Origin of the sequence: Nocardioides bruguierae (assembly GCF_023656415.1) — a bacterium.
Classification (GTDB): domain Bacteria; phylum Actinomycetota; class Actinomycetes; order Propionibacteriales; family Nocardioidaceae; genus Nocardioides; species Nocardioides bruguierae.
This window is the reverse complement of the sequence record NZ_JAMOIL010000019.1, coordinates 49,375-65,999: the sequence shown is the minus strand read 5'-3', so window position 1 is coordinate 65,999 and position 16,625 is coordinate 49,375. Positions and strand designations below refer to the sequence as shown.

16 protein-coding genes are annotated in these 16,625 nt (G+C 72.6%); 5 read left to right on the top strand and 11 right to left on the bottom strand.

All coding sequences use genetic code 11. The features are described from left to right. The 4 genes from M8330_RS14855 to M8330_RS14840 form a co-directional block, all read left to right on the top strand. On the top strand, positions 1 to 1,036 hold a 1,036-nt coding region (locus M8330_RS14855), incomplete at its 5' end, for a hypothetical protein (protein ID WP_372490225.1). 190 nt (positions 1,037 to 1,226) lie between these two features. Further along, positions 1,227 to 3,380, top strand: a complete 2,154-nt coding sequence (locus M8330_RS14850; protein WP_250055049.1) for an RNA degradosome polyphosphate kinase — start codon at positions 1,227 to 1,229, stop codon at positions 3,378 to 3,380. 129 nt (positions 3,381 to 3,509) lie between these two features. After that, entirely contained in the window at positions 3,510 to 4,127 is a 618-nt protein-coding gene (locus M8330_RS14845) for a DUF47 domain-containing protein (protein WP_250055048.1), read from the top strand. A gap of 1 nt (position 4,128) precedes the next feature. Beyond that, positions 4,129 to 5,124, top strand: a complete 996-nt coding sequence (locus tag M8330_RS14840; protein ID WP_250055047.1) for an inorganic phosphate transporter — start codon at positions 4,129 to 4,131, stop codon at positions 5,122 to 5,124. A gap of 127 nt (positions 5,125 to 5,251) precedes the next feature. Here M8330_RS14840 and M8330_RS14835 read toward each other — a convergent pair whose 3' ends face one another. From M8330_RS14835 to M8330_RS14810, 6 genes are all read right to left on the bottom strand, one after another. Beyond that, entirely contained in the window at positions 5,252 to 5,950 is a 699-nt protein-coding gene (locus M8330_RS14835; RefSeq protein ID WP_250827964.1) for a hypothetical protein, read from the bottom strand. Positions 5,951 to 6,513: 563 nt separating this feature from the next. After that, positions 6,514 to 7,293 (bottom strand): phosphate ABC transporter ATP-binding protein PstB, encoded by a 780-nt coding sequence (pstB, locus tag M8330_RS14830; protein WP_250055044.1) that lies wholly within the window; start codon positions 7,291 to 7,293, stop codon positions 6,514 to 6,516. 35 nt (positions 7,294 to 7,328) lie between these two features. Then, positions 7,329 to 8,402 (bottom strand): phosphate ABC transporter permease PstA, encoded by a 1,074-nt coding sequence (gene pstA / locus M8330_RS14825; protein WP_250827963.1) that lies wholly within the window; start codon positions 8,400 to 8,402, stop codon positions 7,329 to 7,331. A gap of 4 nt (positions 8,403 to 8,406) precedes the next feature. After that, positions 8,407 to 9,357 carry a phosphate ABC transporter permease subunit PstC gene (gene pstC, locus M8330_RS14820; protein ID WP_250827962.1) on the bottom strand — a complete coding sequence of 317 codons (951 nt, stop codon included), beginning with the start codon at positions 9,355 to 9,357 and terminating at the stop codon, positions 8,407 to 8,409. 117 nt (positions 9,358 to 9,474) lie between these two features. Further along, complete coding sequence (pstS, locus tag M8330_RS14815) at positions 9,475 to 10,575, bottom strand: phosphate ABC transporter substrate-binding protein PstS (protein WP_250055038.1); 1,101 nt, start codon at positions 10,573 to 10,575, stop codon at positions 9,475 to 9,477. Positions 10,576 to 10,807: 232 nt separating this feature from the next. Beyond that, positions 10,808 to 11,737, bottom strand: a complete 930-nt coding sequence (locus tag M8330_RS14810; protein ID WP_250827961.1) for an NUDIX hydrolase — start codon at positions 11,735 to 11,737, stop codon at positions 10,808 to 10,810. Between the two features lie 48 nt (positions 11,738 to 11,785). Here M8330_RS14810 and M8330_RS14805 point away from each other — a divergent pair, with 48 nt between their 5' ends. Next, positions 11,786 to 12,970 (top strand): hypothetical protein, encoded by a 1,185-nt coding sequence (locus M8330_RS14805; protein ID WP_250827960.1) that lies wholly within the window; start codon positions 11,786 to 11,788, stop codon positions 12,968 to 12,970. 18 nt (positions 12,971 to 12,988) lie between these two features. Here the strand turns inward: M8330_RS14805 and M8330_RS14800 are convergent, their stop codons facing one another. The 5 genes from M8330_RS14800 to M8330_RS14780 form a co-directional block, all read right to left on the bottom strand. Further along, positions 12,989 to 15,235 (bottom strand): heavy metal translocating P-type ATPase, encoded by a 2,247-nt coding sequence (locus M8330_RS14800; protein WP_284704753.1) that lies wholly within the window; start codon positions 15,233 to 15,235, stop codon positions 12,989 to 12,991. Beyond that, positions 15,235 to 15,438 carry a heavy-metal-associated domain-containing protein gene (locus tag M8330_RS14795; RefSeq protein WP_250055030.1) on the bottom strand — a complete coding sequence of 68 codons (204 nt, stop codon included), beginning with the start codon at positions 15,436 to 15,438 and terminating at the stop codon, positions 15,235 to 15,237. The genes M8330_RS14800 and M8330_RS14795 overlap by 1 nt, the downstream gene beginning before the upstream one ends. 49 nt (positions 15,439 to 15,487) lie before the next feature. Continuing rightward, positions 15,488 to 15,835 (bottom strand): metal-sensitive transcriptional regulator, encoded by a 348-nt coding sequence (locus tag M8330_RS14790; RefSeq protein ID WP_372490226.1) that lies wholly within the window; start codon positions 15,833 to 15,835, stop codon positions 15,488 to 15,490. 186 nt (positions 15,836 to 16,021) lie between these two features. Beyond that, on the bottom strand, positions 16,022 to 16,201 hold the full coding sequence (locus M8330_RS14785; RefSeq protein WP_250055127.1) for a hypothetical protein: 180 nt from the start codon (positions 16,199 to 16,201) through the stop codon (positions 16,022 to 16,024). 162 nt (positions 16,202 to 16,363) lie between these two features. After that, a complete protein-coding gene (locus M8330_RS14780; RefSeq protein WP_250055028.1) occupies positions 16,364 to 16,567 on the bottom strand; it encodes a cold-shock protein in 204 nt (67 codons plus the stop codon). Positions 16,568 to 16,625: the final 58 nt, after the last annotated feature.

Genomic DNA, 16,625 nt, shown 5'->3' with positions numbered 1-16,625 from the left:
CGGCGAGGCGCACGACGCCCGCACCGCCGCCGAGACCGCCGCCGTGGAGGCCGCCCGGCTGCGCGGCGAGGCCGAGGAGTCCGCCCGCGCCGCCGCCGAGGCCGCCGCCGGTGCCCAGGCCGAGCGTGAGTCCGCCGAGCAGCGCACCGTCGAGGCGCTCGAGGACATCGCGGCCGCCGAGCAGCGGCACGCCGACGAGCTGGCCGCGGCGGTGGCCGCCCGGGTCGCCGCCGAGAACGCCGCGGCCGAGTCGGCCCGCCTGCGTGGCGAGGCCGAGGACGCGCTCGCCGCCCGCGAGCTCGACCGCCAGGCCGTCGAGTCCTCCGTCCGGCACGCCCACGAGCTCGTCGAGGGCGCCTACCAGGACCGGCTCGCCGCCGAGCGCCGCCTGGAGGAGCTCAGCGCCCAGCTCGCCGAGGTCACCGCCCGCCTGCGCGCCGCCGAGGCCGGGCTCGGGCCGCGCGGCCTGGAGCGCCCCGCCGGTGCCCCGGGCACGCAGGACGCCGGCGGTGCCGGTGCGCACGCCTCGTCCGCCGTGCCGGCTTCTGCCCCTGCCTCCACCTTTGCCTCCGCCGACCCCGGCGAGGCCTCCGTGGCCGTCTCCGGCCAGCGCAGCAACGTGCTCGGCTCCCTGCTGCTCGTGCTCGCGGCCGTGGCGGCCGGCGTGGCCGTGTACTCGGCGTTCCTGGCCGACTGGTCCCAGCCGCCGGCCGAGGCCGTCTCGGGCGACCCGCTGCTGGCCGGGTCCGCCGCGCTCGCGCTCGTGCTGCTCGTGGTCGCGCTCGTGGTGCGCCGCCCGGCTGCCGCCGTCCGCATCGACAGCCTGGGCGTGGTGACCGTGCAGCACCGCGATGACGTGGGCCGCTTCGACGCCTACGACAGCGCCACCCGCGTCGAGATGGTCGGCGAGCCCGGCACCCGGCAGTGGCGGGTCGACCTCTCCGGCCCGGGCCTGGAGCCGATGAGCGTGGACCGCTCCATGGTCGACGCCGAGGAGTTCACCCGCGAGCTGCGGCGCTGGCGCCCGTCCCTCTGACCCTCTCCCCCTCCCCTCTCCCGCTCCCCTCTCCCTCAAGCCCTCTCCCGAGGGCCCTCCGCCGAGTCGGCAGCACCTTCACCCGCCCGCCGTGAACGCCCGGTGAACGCTGGACGACGGGTCCTCCGACTCCGTCCGCCACCCCCGACGGCGGCTGCCCGACGTCGGTGCGAGGTGGAAGGATGGGCCCATGTCCGCCGAGATCGTGGAGAACGCCGACGCCGCCCCGAACGAGCCGTTCGACGTCGAGCCCCCGTACGTGCCCGACGACGAGGCGGTGAGCGAGATCGGTGAGTTCGACGACCGGTTCCTCGACCGCGAGCTGTCGTGGCTGCGGTTCAACCAGCGGGTGCTCGAGCTGGCCGAGGACGACTCGCTGCCGCTGCTGGAGCGCTGCCGGTTCCTGGCGATCTTCACCTCGAACCTGGACGAGTTCTTCATGGTCCGCGTGGCCGGCCTGAAGCGGCGCATCGCCGCGGGCGTGGCGGTGCGTGCCGCGTCCGGCCTGATGCCCCGCGAGGTGCTGGAGCAGATCTGGTCCACCGCGCACGAGCTGACGCTGCGGCAGTCGAAGGTCTTCACCGAGGAGGTCCTGCCCGGCATGGCCGAGCAGGGCATCGAGCTGCTGCGCTGGGACGCGCTGGACCGCGACGAGCAGAAGTACTGCAAGCGGATGTTCAAGGAGCGGATCTTCCCCGTCCTCACGCCGCTGGCCGTCGACCCGGCGCACCCGTTCCCCTACATCTCGGGGCTCTCGCTCAACCTCGCGGTGCTGATCCGCAACCCGAAGACGGGCAAGGAGCACTTCGCGCGGGTCAAGGTGCCGCCGATCTTCAGCCGCTTCGTGCCGCTGGGCAACCAGCGGTTCGTGCCGCTGGAGGACGTGATCGGCGAGCACCTGAACCGGCTGTTCCCCGGCATGGAGATCCTCAAGGTCCACACGTTCCGCGTCACCCGCAACGAGGACCTCGAGGTCGAGGAGGACGACGCCGAGAACCTGCTGGCCGCGCTCGAGAAGGAGCTGCTGCGCCGCCGCTTCGGCCCGCCGGTGCGCCTCGAGGTCGAGGAGTCCATCGACGACGACGTGCTCGAGCTGCTCGTCTCCGAGCTCGACATCTCCGAGCCGGAGGTCTTCCGGCTGCCCGGCCCGCTCGACCTGCGCGGCCTGCACGGGCTGGCCGACCTGCCGCGCGAGGAGCTGAAGTACCCGGCGTTCGTGCCGACCACGCACCCGCGGCTGGCGGAGGTCGAGTCGGCCGCGCCCGTGGACGTGTTCAAGTCGCTGCGCCGCCACGACGTGCTGCTGCACCACCCCTACGACTCGTTCTCCACCTCGGTGCAGCGGTTCCTGGAGCAGGCGGCGGCCGACCCGCACGTGCTGGCGATCAAGCAGACGCTGTACCGCACCTCGGGCGACTCCCCGATCATCGACGCCCTCATCGACGCCGCCGAGGCCGGCAAGCAGGTGCTGGTGATCGTCGAGATCAAGGCCCGCTTCGACGAGCAGGCCAACATCCGCTGGGCCCGCAAGCTCGAGCACGCCGGCTGCCACGTCGTCTACGGCCTCGTCGGCCTGAAGACGCACTGCAAGCTGTCGCTGGTGGTCCGCTCGGAGGGCGACGGCATCCGCCGCTACGCCCACGTCGGCACCGGCAACTACAACCCGAAGACCTCCCGGATGTACGAGGACCTCGGCCTGCTCACCACCAACGAGCAGATCACCGAGGACGTCGGGCACCTGTTCAACAACCTCTCCGGCTGGTCGCGCAACGCCTCCTACGACGACCTGCTCGTCGCGCCGGACTCGGTGCGCTCGGGGCTGGTCGAGGCCATCCACACCGAGATCGGCCACCACCGGGCCGGGCGCCCGGCCCGCATCCGGCTCAAGGCCAACTCGGTGGTCGACGAGGCGATCATCGACGCCCTCTACCTGGCCTCGCGCGAGGGGGTGCCGGTCGAGCTGCTGGTGCGCGGCATCTGCTCGCTGCGTCCCGGCGTGCCCGGGCTGAGCGAGAACATCACCGTGCGCTCGGTGCTCGGGCGGTTCCTCGAGCACAGCCGCGTCTTCTGGTTCGAGAACGGCGGGGAGCCGCAGTGCTGGATCGGCTCGGCCGACATGATGCACCGCAACCTCGACCGTCGCGTCGAGGTGCTCGTCCGGCTCCCCGACGCGCACTCGCTGGCCGAGGTGGCCGCGGTGCTCGACCTCGCCTTCGACGCCGACACCGACGCCTGGGTGCTCGGCGCCGACGGCGAGTGGACCCGCAGCCAGGGCGAGGTGCACCTCCAGGAGACGCTGATCGAGCGGCAGCGGCGCCGGCGCGGGTCGGCCAAGAACGCCTGAGACGGCCGTCACGCCCCGCGGTGGTGGGGCGGACGCCGGCGGCCCGCTGGTTGGCTGCCCGGCCGTCGTCCGCCCTACCCTTCGGGGTGAGCGCGCACCCCCGGCGTGCCTGTGGACGAGGAGTGGCTCGTGGGTCTGCGGTTCCGCCCGGTCGAGGGCGCCTTCTACACGATGCTCACCGACTCCGCCCGACACCTGGTCGGCGGCGCCGGCCTGCTCGCCGAGATGGTCACCGCCGGTGCCGACCGTGAGGACGTGGCGGCGCGGATGCGCGAGGCCGAGCACGCCGCCGACGAGCGCACCCACGAGCTCATCCGCAAGGTGAACTCGACGTTCGTGACCCCCTTCGACCGCGAGGACATCTACCGTCTCGCCGCGGCGCTGGACGACGTCATGGACGGCATCGACGACGCCGTGGACCGGATGCTGCTCTACGGCGTGGTGGACCTGCCGACCGGGCTCACCGACCAGGTCGACGTGATCGGCCGGTGCGCCGAGGTGACCGCCGCGGCCATGCCGTCGCTGCGCGGGCTGCGCGACCTCGACGAGTACTGGATCGAGATCAACCGGCTCGAGAACACCGGCGACCGCAACCACCGCCGGCTGCTGGCCCACCTCTTCTCCGGCGAGTACGCGCCGCTGGAGGTGCTGAAGCTGAAGGACGTCGTGGAGTCGTTGGAGGACACGATCGACGCGTTCGAGCGGGTCGCCAACATCGTCGAGCAGATCGTCGTCAAGGAGTCCTGAGGTGGACCTGGCGATCATCGTCGCCGTGGTCGTGATCGCGCTGGTGTTCGACTACACCAACGGGTTCCACGACGCGGCCAACGCGGTGGCGACCTCGGTCTCCACCCGGGCGCTGACCCCGCGGGTCGCGCTGGCGCTGGCCGCCGTCATGAACTTCGTGGGCGCGCTGCTCGGCCAGGCCGTCGCCGTGACGATCTCCGAGGTCGTGACCCCCAGCGGCAGCGCCTCGCACGGGCTGACGGTCGTGATGGCCGCCCTGCTCGCCGCCATCGCGTGGAACATCGGGACGTGGTGGCGCGGTCTGCCCTCCTCGTCCTCGCACGCGCTGATCGGCGGTCTGCTCGGCGCCGCGCTGGTCAGCGGCTCGCTGGTGCACTGGGGCGTGGTGCTCGGCCGGGTCGTGGTGCCGCTGGTGCTCTCCCCGCTGGTCGGCTTCGCGCTGGCGATGCTGGTGATGGTCGCGCTGATGTGGGTCTTCCGGCGCTCGGCGCCCCAGCGCACCTACCGCGGCTTCCGGATGGCGCAGACCCTCTCGGCGGCCGCCATGGCGCTGGGTCACGGGCTGCAGGACGCGCAGAAGACGATGGGCGTCATCGTGCTCGCGCTGATCGTCGGCGGGTACGCCCAGCCCGGCGACCTGCCGCTGTGGGTCGTGCTGGCCGCCGCCACCGCCATCTCGCTCGGCACCTGGGCCGGCGGCTGGCGGATCATGCGCACCCTCGGCCGCCGGATCATCGACCTCGACCCGCCCCGCGGCTTCGCAGCCGAGTCGGTGGCTGCCTCGGTCATGTACGTCGCGGCGGCCCTGCACGCCCCGGTCTCCACCACCCACACGATCACCTCCGCGGTGGTCGGTGCCGGGGCGACCCGGCGGCTCACCGCCGTCCGCTGGGGCGTCGCGCGCTCCATCGCGATCGGGTGGGCCCTCACCCTCCCCGGCTCCGCCCTCCTCGCCGCCCTCGCGTACGGGGTGCTGAGCCTCGTCGGCCTGCCCTGAGGCTCGGGCAGTCCCTGACGACCGGTCGGGCGGACGGGTCGGGGTACGACCCACCACATTCGTGGTTCTGCCCGCCCGAAACCACGAATGTGGTGGGTCGTACCCAGGCCACCGCCTCCGACCGACCTCACGCAGCAGGCTGCTGACGCCCGAGCAAGCGCCTTCGCTGGGCGGGTTCGAGGCTGCGGCGCAGGGCGACGGTGGTGGTGGGCTGCCACCAGGTGGGCGCACGCAGCGTCCAGGCGCGGTCAGCGGCGGGACGCAGCGCCGCCCGCCCATAGGCGCCGCGCAGCCGGTCGGCCACGTCACGGTCGGACTCACCCGCCACGAAGGTCACCACCTCCAGCCCCAGGTCCTGGAACCTTTCGAGTCGACTGAGGTCACCCCGCCGACGCTCCCGGTTCCAGTGGTCGTCCCCGTCGTACTCACCGAGCACCCCGGCTCGGGCGTCGAGGAGATCCGACGTACCGACGTGCCGGCCCTGGAGATCGAAGACAGGCTGGTTGCACAGCAGCGCACGTTCACCCGACCACTGGAGCCAGCGCAGACGGAGGCGACTCTCGGCCGGTGACCAGGAGTTCTCGGCCATGAGGGCCAGGGCCCGCCTCGCCTGCTCCACACCGGTCCAGGCCCGATGAGCCGCCACTGCGACGGCGAGCTCGTCTCGACTGACCAGGTCCGACGTGGCGGCCATGTCCGCCGCCTCCACAGCGCCGGCCAGGCTCGGGGAGTGCCGCATCTCGTACACCGTGCTGCGCAGCGCGTCCGTCACCCTGAGCCCCCGCACCTCGACGAGCTGGTGGGCTCCTACGCGCTCCTCACTCACCGCGACCCCACACCGAGGGCGGACGGTCGACCCGGCGGTCGCCAGCGGGACCGGTCGCAGCTCGCCGCCGACGTCCACGCCCGTGAACCAGGTGGCGCCCAGCCACCGCAGCGCTGCCCAGCCCGTGATGCCCGAGGGCGCCGACGGCAACCGGTAGGAGGCATCTGCGATGCGTTGCAGGACGGAGGGGGCCGGTTCCACCGGTCGGAAGCACCCGCGTCCCACCGACACCCAGCGCGGCCCTCGGGCCTCGTTGGGCGTCGGCCCTCCCCGGCCGGTGATGTCGGACCGGTACGCACGCTCCACCCCGGGCACACCTGGGTGCCACGACACGGGCGGCGGGAGGGGGCGGGGCACCCGCCCAGGTTGCGCCCTGCGCCGCTCCTGCGCATCCGGTCATCCACAGGACCTGGCCCCACGGGGATACGACCCACCACATTCGTGGTTCTCGAGGGCAAGAACCACGAATGTGGTGGGTCGTATCCCAGTCCCCCCACACGCACACCGACCCCCACCACCGCAGACGGGTGGAGGGGGCCGGGGAGGCGAGGAGGGTCGGCGGCTCAGCCGAACCGACCGGAGATGTAGGACTCGGTCGACTCGTTGTCCGGGTTGGTGAACATCTTCTTGGTGGGGTTGAACTCCACCAGCTGGCCGGGCTCACCCGTGGCGCGCAGGTTGAAGAAGCCGGTGTCGTCGGAGACGCGGGCGGCCTGCTGCATGTTGTGGGTGACGATGACGATCGTGTAGTCGGACTTCAGGTCGTGGATGAGGTCCTCGATCGCGGCGGTGGAGATCGGGTCCAGGGCCGAGCAGGGCTCGTCCATGAGCAGGACCTCGGGCTCGACGGCGATCGCGCGGGCGATGCAGAGGCGCTGCTGCTGACCGCCGGAGAGACCCATGCCGGGCTTGCCGAGACGGTCCTTCACCTCGGTCCACAGGTTGGCGCCGCGCAGCGACTTCTCGACGAGGTCGTCGGCCTCGGACTTCTTCAGCTTCTTGGCGTTGAGCCGCTTGCCGGCGAGGACGTTCTCGTAGATCGACATCGTCGGGAACGGGTTGGGCCGCTGGAAGACCATGCCGATCTGGCGGCGCACGGCCACCGGGTCCACGTCCGAGGCGTAGAGGTCCTGGCCGTCGACCATGACCTTGCCCTCGGCGCGGGCGCCGGGGATGACCTCGTGCATGCGGTTCAGGGACCGCAGGAAGGTCGACTTGCCGCAGCCGGACGGCCCGATCAGGGCGGTCACGGCGCGGGCCTTGATGGAGATGTTGACGCCCTCCACGGCGAGGAAGTCGCCGTAGTAGATGTTCAGGTCCGAGACGTCGATGCTCTTGGCCATGAGTTCAGTGTCCTTGATTCGTGGAGGAGTCGGGGTCAGCGGCCGGTCTTGGGGGCGAAGACGCCACCGATGACCCGGGCGACGACGTTCAGGGCCATGACGATCACGACCAGCACCAGGGCGGCGCCCCAGGCGTACGCGGTCATCTCCTCGGCGTAGATGCCGGGCTCCTTGATCGCGTAGTAGATGAACACCGGCAGGGTGGTCATGCGCCCGTCGAACGGGTTGAAGTTCACGTAGTTGGTCAGGCCCGCGGTCAGCAGCAGCGGTGCGGTCTCGCCGGCCACGCGGGCGACGGCGAGGGTGACACCGGTGACGATGCCGGCCACCGCGGTGGGCATGACGACCTTGGTGATCGTGCGCCACTTGGGCACGCCCAGGGCGTAGGACGCCTCGCGCAGGTCGGCCGGGACGAGCTTCAGCATCTCCTCGGTCGAGCGGACGACGACGGGGATCATCAGCACCGAGAGGGCGATCGACCCGGCGAAGCCCATCTTGACCCCGGGGCCGAAGAACGCGACGAACAGCGCGTACGCGAACAGGCCGGCCACGATCGAGGGGATGCCGGTCATGACGTCCACGAGGAACGTGATGATCCGCGAGAACGTGTTGTTCTTGCCGTACTCGACCAGGTAGACGGCGGTGAGCACACCGATCGGCACCGAGATGAGCGTCGCCAGGGCGGTGATGATGAGCGTGCCCATCAGCGCGTGGTAGATGCCGCCGCCGGAGCCGAGCACGCCGGCCATCGAGTTCTGGAAGAACTGCGGCGACAGGATGCCGACGCCCTTGCTGACCACCTGCCAGGTCAGCGAGACCAGCGGGATCATCGCCAGGCCGAACGTCGACCACACGAGCACGGTGACGAGCCGGTCGGTGCCCTTGCGGCCGCCCTCGACGGCGCGCGACCACAGCGGCAGCGCGAGCACGACGACGAGCCACGCGACCACGACGGTGGCGACCACGCCGCCGCCGAGCATGACGCCGCCGACGATCGCGCCGACGACGAGGCCGACGACCACGGTGGCCCACGGCGCCCAGCCGGGCAGCGTGGCGTGGGAGAGCGGGGCGAGGTGGGTCTCGGCCGGCTTGCTGTCCAGGTCGGTCATGGGCTCAGCCCTTCTTCACGGCCCGGGCGGCGACCCAGCGACCCAGGAAGTTGACGGCGAAGGTGATCACGAACAGCACGAGGCCGGTGAAGATCAGCGCGTCGACCTTGGAGCCGGACGCGTTGCCGAAGTTCAGCGCGATGTTCGCCGCGATGGTCGAGGACGAGGAGCCCGACTCGGCGGTCAGCAGGTTGAAGCTCACCACGATGCTCGGCGAGAGCACGAGGGCGACCGCCATGGTCTCGCCCAGCGCGCGACCCAGGCCGAGCAGGATCGCGGAGACCATGCCGGAGGAGGCGTAGGGGAAGACGGCGAGCCGGATCATCTCCCAGCGGGTGGCACCCAGGGCCAGCGCGGCCTCCTGGTGCATCACCGGCGTCTGGGCGAAGATCTCGCGGCAGATCGCGGTGATGATCGGCAGGGCCATGACGCCGAGCACCAGGCCCGCCGTCATCATCGTGCGGCCCGACGTCGGCACCGGGCCGGCGAAGAGCGGGATGAACCCGAGGTAGTCGTTGAGCCAGTTGTAGACCGGCACCATGTTGCGGGCGACGAACTCGATGCCCCACATGCCGAAGATGACCGACGGGATCGCGGCCAGCAGGTCGATCAGCCAGCCCAGGCCCTTGGCGAACCGCCGCGGCGCGTAGTGGCTGATGATGAGCGCCACGCCGATCGCCAGCGGCGTCGCCACGATCATCGCGATCACCGACGCGAGCAGCGTGCCGAACAGCAGCGGGCCGGTGTAGACCCAGATGTTGTCGTAGCCGTAGGACCGGGCGCCGGCGCCGTCCAGCGCCGGGAGGCCCTGCGCGAGGAGGAACGCGGCGACGCCGGCCAGGGCCAGGACGATCACCACGGCGGAGGCGGTCGCCAAGCCGCGGAAGATGGTGTCACCGGCCCTGCTGGTGCTGCCGATCGGCTGCAGGTCGGTCTCGGGGTCTGTCACGGACACCGGGTGGTTCTCCTGGTCTCGCGGAGGGTTCGGGGTGGAGCGGGAGCCGTCGTGCCGAAGGGCCCGGACAGGATGCTCACCTGTCCGGGCCCCTCGATCAACCTGACGAGATCGTGATCAGGAACCGATCTGGTCGATGATCGCCTGTGCGGACTCCTGGAGGCTGTCCGAGAGCGGCGCCGAGCCGGCCTCGGAGGCGGCCTGCTCCTGGCCCTCGTCGGAGACCACGTAGCTCATGAACGCCTTGACCATGTCGGCGGTGTTCGCGTCGTCGTAGGACGTGCAGCCGAGGAGGTAGGAGGTCAGCACGATCGGGTAGGTGCCCGACTCCTGGGTCTCGTGGTCGAGGTCGAAGACCAGCTGGGTGTCGGTGGCGACGTCGGCCTCCGGGGAGACCTCGAGGATCTTCGCGGCGGCCTCGGCGGAGGGGGCCACGAACTCGTCGCCGACACCGATGTTGGCGGTGCCCAGGTCGCCGGCCTGCGAGGCGTCGGCGTAGCCGATGGAGTAGTCGGCGCCGGAGACGGTCTGGATGACGCCGGAGGTGCCCTGCGCGCCCTCGCCGCCGTACTCGGTCGGCCAGACCTCGATGGCGCCCGCGTCCCACACGTCCGGGGAGACGGCGGTGAGGTAGTCGGTGAAGTTCTCGGTGGTGCCCGACTCGTCGGAGCGGTGCACGGCGTTGATCCGCTCGGACGGCAGGTCGGCGTCCGGGTTGTCGGCGGCGATGGCCTCGTCGTCCCACTGGGTGATCTGGCCGGCCATGATGCCCGCGAGGGTGTCGGGCGAGAGGTTCAGCTCGTCCACGCCGGGGACGTTGAAGACGATCGCGATCGGCGAGACGTAGGAGGGCACCTCGATGGCGGTGCCGCCGCACTGCTCGTTGGCGGCGGAGAGCTCGCCCTCGTCGTCGGTGAGGTAGGCGTCCGAGCCGGCGAAGGGGTACGCGCCGGCGATGAAGGACTCGCGGCCACCGCCCGAGCCGACCGGGTCGTAGTTGACCGTCACGTCGGGGTAGGTCGCGTTGAAGCCCACGGCCCAGGCGCCCATGGCGGCCTGCTGGGTCGAGGCGCCGCCGCCGCTGAGGTCGCCGGAGAGGCTGGTGTCCGCGTCGGCGGACGCGCCGCCGGTCTCCTCGTTGCTGGCACCGCAGGCGGTGAGGGCGAGAGCGAGGGCGGCCACACCGGGAACGATGGCGCGACGGAGAGTGGTCTTCACTTCAGGTGCTCCTGAGAAGTCAGTGGGGTTGCTGCGTTGCGACGGCGACGCTAGGGACCGGAAGTGACGCGTCACGGGGCGCTGGGTGAACGAGCAGTGAACCGACGTGGGCGATCCGGCGACCTCGGTGCGAAGGTGTGCGGGCCGGCAGGTGAACACGCCCGGGTCGGCCTTGACGCTCGCGCCTACCGGGTCTAGGTGACCCGGCTCACAGGCGCGGGGAACGGCCTGCTCAGCCGTGCAGCCGGTGCAGCTCGACGTCGCGCACGTCGTCGCCGCGCAGGTGCGCGACGAGCATCTCGCCGGGATCGAGGCGGACCGACTCCAGACCCATCCCCTCCAGCACCCACGGCAGGACGGGGCGGTGCGAGCAGATCAGGGTGGGCCGCCGTCGTCCGGAGGCCTCCGAGGCGGCGTTGGCGGCGAGGTCGCGCACGCCCTGGGCGGTGCCGCCCTCCTCGCTCAGCTCCCCCGTGCGGGCCACCGCGAGGCCGAGGCCCTGGGCGTAGGGCGCGACCGTCTGCAGGCAGCGCGTCGACGTCGAGGACAGCACCCGCTCGATGCCGTAGGCGGCCAGCAGCGGGGCCAGGCCGCGGGCCTGCGTCAGTCCGACGTCGGAGAGGGGGCGCACGCGGTCGTCGCGGCGCCACTCGCTGCGGGCGGTGGCCACGCCGTGGCGCAGGACGACGACGGGCGTGGTGCGCTTGCGCGACGGGATCGCCGTGACCAGCAGCCGGCGGTCGCGCTCGTAGGTGAGCAGGCCGACCGCCTCGCGGCGCGGCACCCACCGCACCCGGTCGATCTCGTTGCCGCGGTGGTAGCCGGCCACGCCGGCGTCGCTGTCGTCCCCGGCGACCCGGGCGTGCCAGTAGTGGACCCGCTTGCGCCCTGCCGCCACCGGGTAGGTCTGGTCGGCGAGCCGGGCGCCGAGGTGGACGGTCAGCCCGGTCTCCTCCTCGACCTCCCGGACGGCGGTCGCCACGGGGTGCTCGCCGGGGTCGACCTTGCCCTTGGGGAACGACCAGTCGTCGTACTTGGGCCGGTGCACGAGCAGCACGTCGCCGCCCTTGCGGAGGACCACGCACCCGGCGGCGGTCGTCTCGGCGGTCGACGCCTGCGTCGCGGCCACCTCGGCACCGGAGAGCGGCGGGCTGAGCTCCATGCCCCGTAGTCTCACACCCCGACGACCACCCGCAAGGAGGCACCCTCGGTGAGCCAGCGACCCGATCCGGGCACGACCAGCACGAGCCCGGACGACGGCAGCGCCACCGAGCCGCAGCGCCGCCGCGGCCTGCGGTCGCTGCCGCCGCCGGTGCTGGCGCTGCTGGTGCTCGCGGTGCTGGTCCTCGTGCTGGTCGGGCTCACCCGCTTCGCCCCGCAGGCCACCTCGCTCCAGCAGGCCGTGGCCGCGACCCCCGCGGACACCCAGCGCTGGTCGTTCACCGACTGGGAGGCCGTCCGCGAGCGCCTGGGCGTGGTCGGCACCGACCCTGCCGACCTGGAGGCCCTGCTCGACGACGGCTACGACGCCGACCTCACCTCCCGCTCCGGCCTGGTCGAGGCCGCGACCCTGCTGGACGAGGTCTACGGCTGGTCGCCGCTCACCGCGGACTGGGAGGTGCTCGCGCAGGGCACGCAAGGCGCCGTCGAGGTGCTGCGAGTGCCCGCGGGCCCGGACGAGGACCTCTACCCCGGCTTCGCCGACGCGCTCTCCGCGGCGGGGTACACCGCCCCCTCCGACCCGACCTCGGGCGTGTGGGCCGGCGGCGACGACGTGGTGGCCGCGCTGGAGTCGAGCACCGGGCTGCAGGGTGCCCCGCAGCTGGCGCACGTGGCGCTGCTGGCCGACGACGACCTCGTGCTGCTCAGCGACAACCGGGCCTACCTCGAGGACGCGGTGGCGGGCATCGGCGAGGGCACCGACGACGCCGGCGTCACCGACGCCCTGGACGCGGTGGACGCGGCGGGCACACCGCTCTCGGTCGCGCTGCTGACCGGCTCCCAGGCGTGCACGGAGCTCTCGATGGCCGAGGCCGACCCGTCCGACGAGGAGGTCGGCGCCTCGCTCATCGCGCAGGCGGGCGACCTGGACCCGCTGGCCGGCTGGGCCATGGCCGCCCTCGACGGCGACGGGGCGGGCGACCCCGAGGCCGGCGCGGACGTGCTGGTCGCCATGGCCTTCGAGAACGAGGACCAGGCCACCGACAACGCCACCACCCGCGCCACCCTGGCCTCGGGCGAGGCCCCCGGCCAGGGCGGCACGTTCCCCGAGCGGTTCTCGGTGGAGGAGACCGCGGTGGACGGCGACGTCGCCACGCTGCGCCTGGACCCCGCCGACGGCCCGTTCCTCTCCGACCTCTCCGAGGGCCCGCTGCTCTTCGCGGCCTGCCGCTGACGCCGAGTCGGCGCTGGGTCAGCGGAAGCGACGCAGCCGCAGGCTGTTGGCCACGACGCAGACGCTCGAGGCGGCCATGGCCGCTCCGGCGATCATCGGGTTGAGCAGCCCCAGGGCGGCCAGCGGGAGCGCGGCCACGTTGTAGCCGAACGCCCAGAAGAGGTTCGCCCGGATCGTGCCGAGGGTGCGACGCGAGAGCCGCACCGCGTCCGCGACGACGGCCAGGTCGCCCCGCACCAGCACCAGGTCGCCGGCCTGCTTGGCCGCGTCCGTGCCGGTGCCCATGGCGATGCCGAGGTCGGCCGTGGCCAGGGCCGCGGCGTCGTTGACGCCGTCCCCGACCATGGCGACGCCGGTGCCGTCGGACTGGAGCCGGCGGACCGCGTCCACCTTCTCCTCGGGCACCACGCCGGCGACGACCTCGTCGATGCCGACCTGGGCGGCCACCCCGCGGGCGGCGGCCTCGTGGTCACCGGTGAGCAGGACGGGCCGCAGCCCGAGCCGCCGCAGCTCGGCGACCGCGTCGGCGGCGCCGTCGCGGACGGTGTCCGCGACCTCGAGCAGGCCGCGGGCCTCCCCGTCCCAGCCGACCAGGACCGCGGTGCGGCCCTGCTCCCGGGAGGCGTCGAGCGCGGTGTGCAGCACCGGCGAGATCGTGAGCCCCTCGCGCTCGAGCAGCTCCGGGCGGCCGACGACGGCGCGCAGGGCGGTGCCGTCGGGCGAGACCACCGTGCCGACGACGCCGTGACCGGGCCGGTCGGCGAAGTCCTCCACGCGGGCGCCGTCGACCGGCCGGTCCTCGGCGATCGCGCGGGCGACCGGGTGGTCGGAGGCCGACTCCAGCGCACCGGCGACCCGGTGCACCTCCACGGCCTCGGCGGAGGCGGCGACCACGCCCACCAGGCTCATGCGACCGGTGGTCAGGGTGCCGGTCTTGTCGAGGGCGACGACCGACACGGCGCGGGCGGCCTCGAGGGCCTCGGGCCCGCGGACGAGGATGCCCAGCTGTGCGCCGCGGCCGGTGCCCGCCACGAGGGCGGTGGGCGTGGCGAGGCCGAGCACGCACGGGCACGCCACGACGAGCACGGCGACGGCCGCGGTGACGGCGCTGCCGAGGTCACCGGTCAGCGCCACCCAGCCCACCAGGGTGGCCAGGGCGATCACCAGGACGACGGGGACGAAGACGCCGGAGATCCGGTCGGCGAGCCGCTGGGCGGCCGCCTTGCCGGTCTGGGCCTCCTCGACCATGCGGGCGAGCTGGGCCAGCCGGGTCTGCTCCCCCACCGCGGTGGCGCGGACGACGAGCCGCCCGCCCACGTTGAGGGTGCCGCCGACGACCTCGTCGCCGGGGCCGGCGTCCACCGGCACGGACTCGCCGGTGATCACCGAGGCGTCGATGGCCGACGCGCCCGACAGCACGACGCCGTCGGTGGGCAGCTGCTGCCCGGGGCGCACGAGCACGACGTCGTCCACGGCCAGCTCGGCCACGGGCACGGTGCGCTCGACGCCGTCCTCGCGGTGCTCCTGGCTCCAGCCCGGCAGGAGGGTCGCCTCGCGGGCGCCCGCCTCCAGCAGGGAGCGGAGCGCGGCGCCGGCCGAGCGACGCGCGCGGCGCTCGAGCCAGCGGCCGGCGAGCAGGAACGTGGTGATGACCGCGGCGGTCTCGAGGTAGAGGTGGCCGCTGTCGGGGCCACTGACCAGCACGGCCACCGACCAGACGGTCGAGGCGGTCACGCCCAGCGACACCAGGGTGTCCATCGTGGTGGCGCCGTGCCGGGCCCCGAGGACGGCGGCCCGGTGGAACGGCCAGGCGCCCCAGGTGACGACGGGCGCGGCCAGCACGAGGGCCACCCACGTCCAGCCGGGGAACTGCAGCGGCATCACCATCGACAGCACGACCAGCGGCACGGTGAGCACCGCGCTGACGACCAGGCGCCGCGCGTACCCGGCGAGCACGGGGTCGCCGTCCTCCGGCTCGGCGTCGGGCTCGGGCACGCTGGCGCCGTAGCCCGCCGCGGAGACGGTGTCGAGCAGCCGCTGGAGGTCGTAGCCGACCGGGGCCGTGACGTGCGCGGTCTCGGTGGCGTAGTTGACGCTGGCGGTGACGCCCTCGAGCTTCGTCAGCTTGCGCTCGATGCGGTGCGCGCACGACGCGCAGGTCATGCCGGTGATGGCGAGGTCGACGTCCTGGCCGGGCGCCTCCTCACCGGCACCCGGGGCGCCCGGGGACGAGGCCTGGGCGGGGGTCGGCGTCGTGGCGCTCATCAGGCGAGCTGGTAGCCGGCCTCGTCCACGGCGGCGCTGACGGCGGCGCGGTCGAGGGGCTGCTCGGAGGTGACGACCAGGCTGCCGTCGTCCAGCGTGACGGCGACGTCGGTGACACCGGGGATCTCGGAGACCTCCTCGGTGACCGAGGAGACGCAGTGCTGGCAGGTCATGCCGGTGACGGTGAAGGTGCTGGTGGTCATGGGTGGTGCCTCCTGCTGGTGTGGTGCTGGTGTGGTCACGGGCCGGGGGTCACGAGCGGACGAGACGCGCGATGGCGTCGACCGCCTCGGCGACCTTCTCCCGACCGGCCTGCTCGTCGGTGCGGGCGGCACCGATGACGCAGTGGTTGATGTGCTCCTCGAGGAGCTTCACCGAGACCGAGTGCAGGGCCTTCGTCATGGCGGAGACCTGCGTGAGGATGTCGATGCAGTACTTGTCCTCCTCGACCATCCGCTGGAGCCCTCGCGCCTGGCCCTCGATCCGGCGCAGCCGCTTGAGGTAGTCGTCCTTGGACTTCAGGTACCCGTGCTGGTGGTCCGGGTCGAGCTCGGGATCGAGCACAGGATCGAGCACCGCGTCGATCGCGGGGTCGCTCACGTCCACCTGCGGCGGGGTCTCGTTCTCGGTCATGCCCATAGGGTACCCCCCTACCCTATCCACGCAAGAGTGCGGGCCGCACGACCGTCAGCACCTCCGGACGCACGCGAGCCCCGGCCGGTGGCCGGGGCTCGTCGTCCGCGCTGGTCTCGGTGGGCCGCGCACGGCTCGTGCAGGCGGTGGGCGTCAGTCCCCGCTCAGCCCGAGCAGCTCGTCGATCACGTCCTGGGGCAGGTGCTCCTCCGACTCGGAGGCAGCAATGATGAGCGAGGTGGTCAGCTCCACCTCGCCGAGCAGGTCTGCGTCCTCGAGGGACACGTCGAACTGGTCCTGCACCCGTGCCTCACTAGCTCCGCTGGTCTCCATCACGCACCAGCCTGCCCCACGACGGCGGCGAGGAAACGTGTTCCCAGCACCCGACTAGTCCGGGGACCGAGGCACTGCCGGCGGGCACCAGGAAAAAGGGACGAGGCCCCGACCCCGCAGGGCCAGGACCTCGTCCTCGTCCGACCCAGGGCCGGACGGAAGTCACACGGGGCGGACGTTCTCCGCCTGCGGGCCCTTGGGGCCCTGGGTGACGTCGAACTCGACCTTCTGGTTCTCGTCCAGGCTCTTGTAGCCCTGGACCTGGATGGCCGAGTAGTGCACGAAGACGTCGTCGCCGCCGTTCTCCTGCGCGATGAAGCCGAAACCCTTCTCGGCGTTGAACCACTTCACGGTGCCCTGAGCCATGTTCGCTCACTTACTCCTGTTGTCGGGGCGTGGAACCGCCACTGCGACGGCCCCGCAA

What these genes read in the sequence shown, in the direction of transcription:
- M8330_RS14850 (WP_250055049.1), top strand. Translation starts at nt 1,227, where the DNA reads ATGTCCGCCGAGATCGTGGAGAACGCCGACGCCGCCCCGAACGAGCCG.
- pstB (WP_250055044.1), bottom strand. Translation starts at nt 7,293, where the DNA reads ATGGCCAAGAGCATCGACGTCTCGGACCTGAACATCTACTACGGCGAC.
- pstA (WP_250827963.1), bottom strand. Translation starts at nt 8,402, where the DNA reads ATGACCGACCTGGACAGCAAGCCGGCCGAGACCCACCTCGCCCCGCTC.
- M8330_RS14810 (WP_250827961.1), bottom strand. Translation starts at nt 11,737, where the DNA reads ATGGAGCTCAGCCCGCCGCTCTCCGGTGCCGAGGTGGCCGCGACGCAG.
- M8330_RS14800 (WP_284704753.1), bottom strand. Translation starts at nt 15,235, where the DNA reads ATGAGCGCCACGACGCCGACCCCCGCCCAGGCCTCGTCCCCGGGCGCC.
- M8330_RS14795 (WP_250055030.1), bottom strand. Translation starts at nt 15,438, where the DNA reads ATGACCACCAGCACCTTCACCGTCACCGGCATGACCTGCCAGCACTGC.
- M8330_RS14785 (WP_250055127.1), bottom strand. Translation starts at nt 16,201, where the DNA reads ATGGAGACCAGCGGAGCTAGTGAGGCACGGGTGCAGGACCAGTTCGAC.
- M8330_RS14780 (WP_250055028.1), bottom strand. Translation starts at nt 16,567, where the DNA reads ATGGCTCAGGGCACCGTGAAGTGGTTCAACGCCGAGAAGGGTTTCGGC.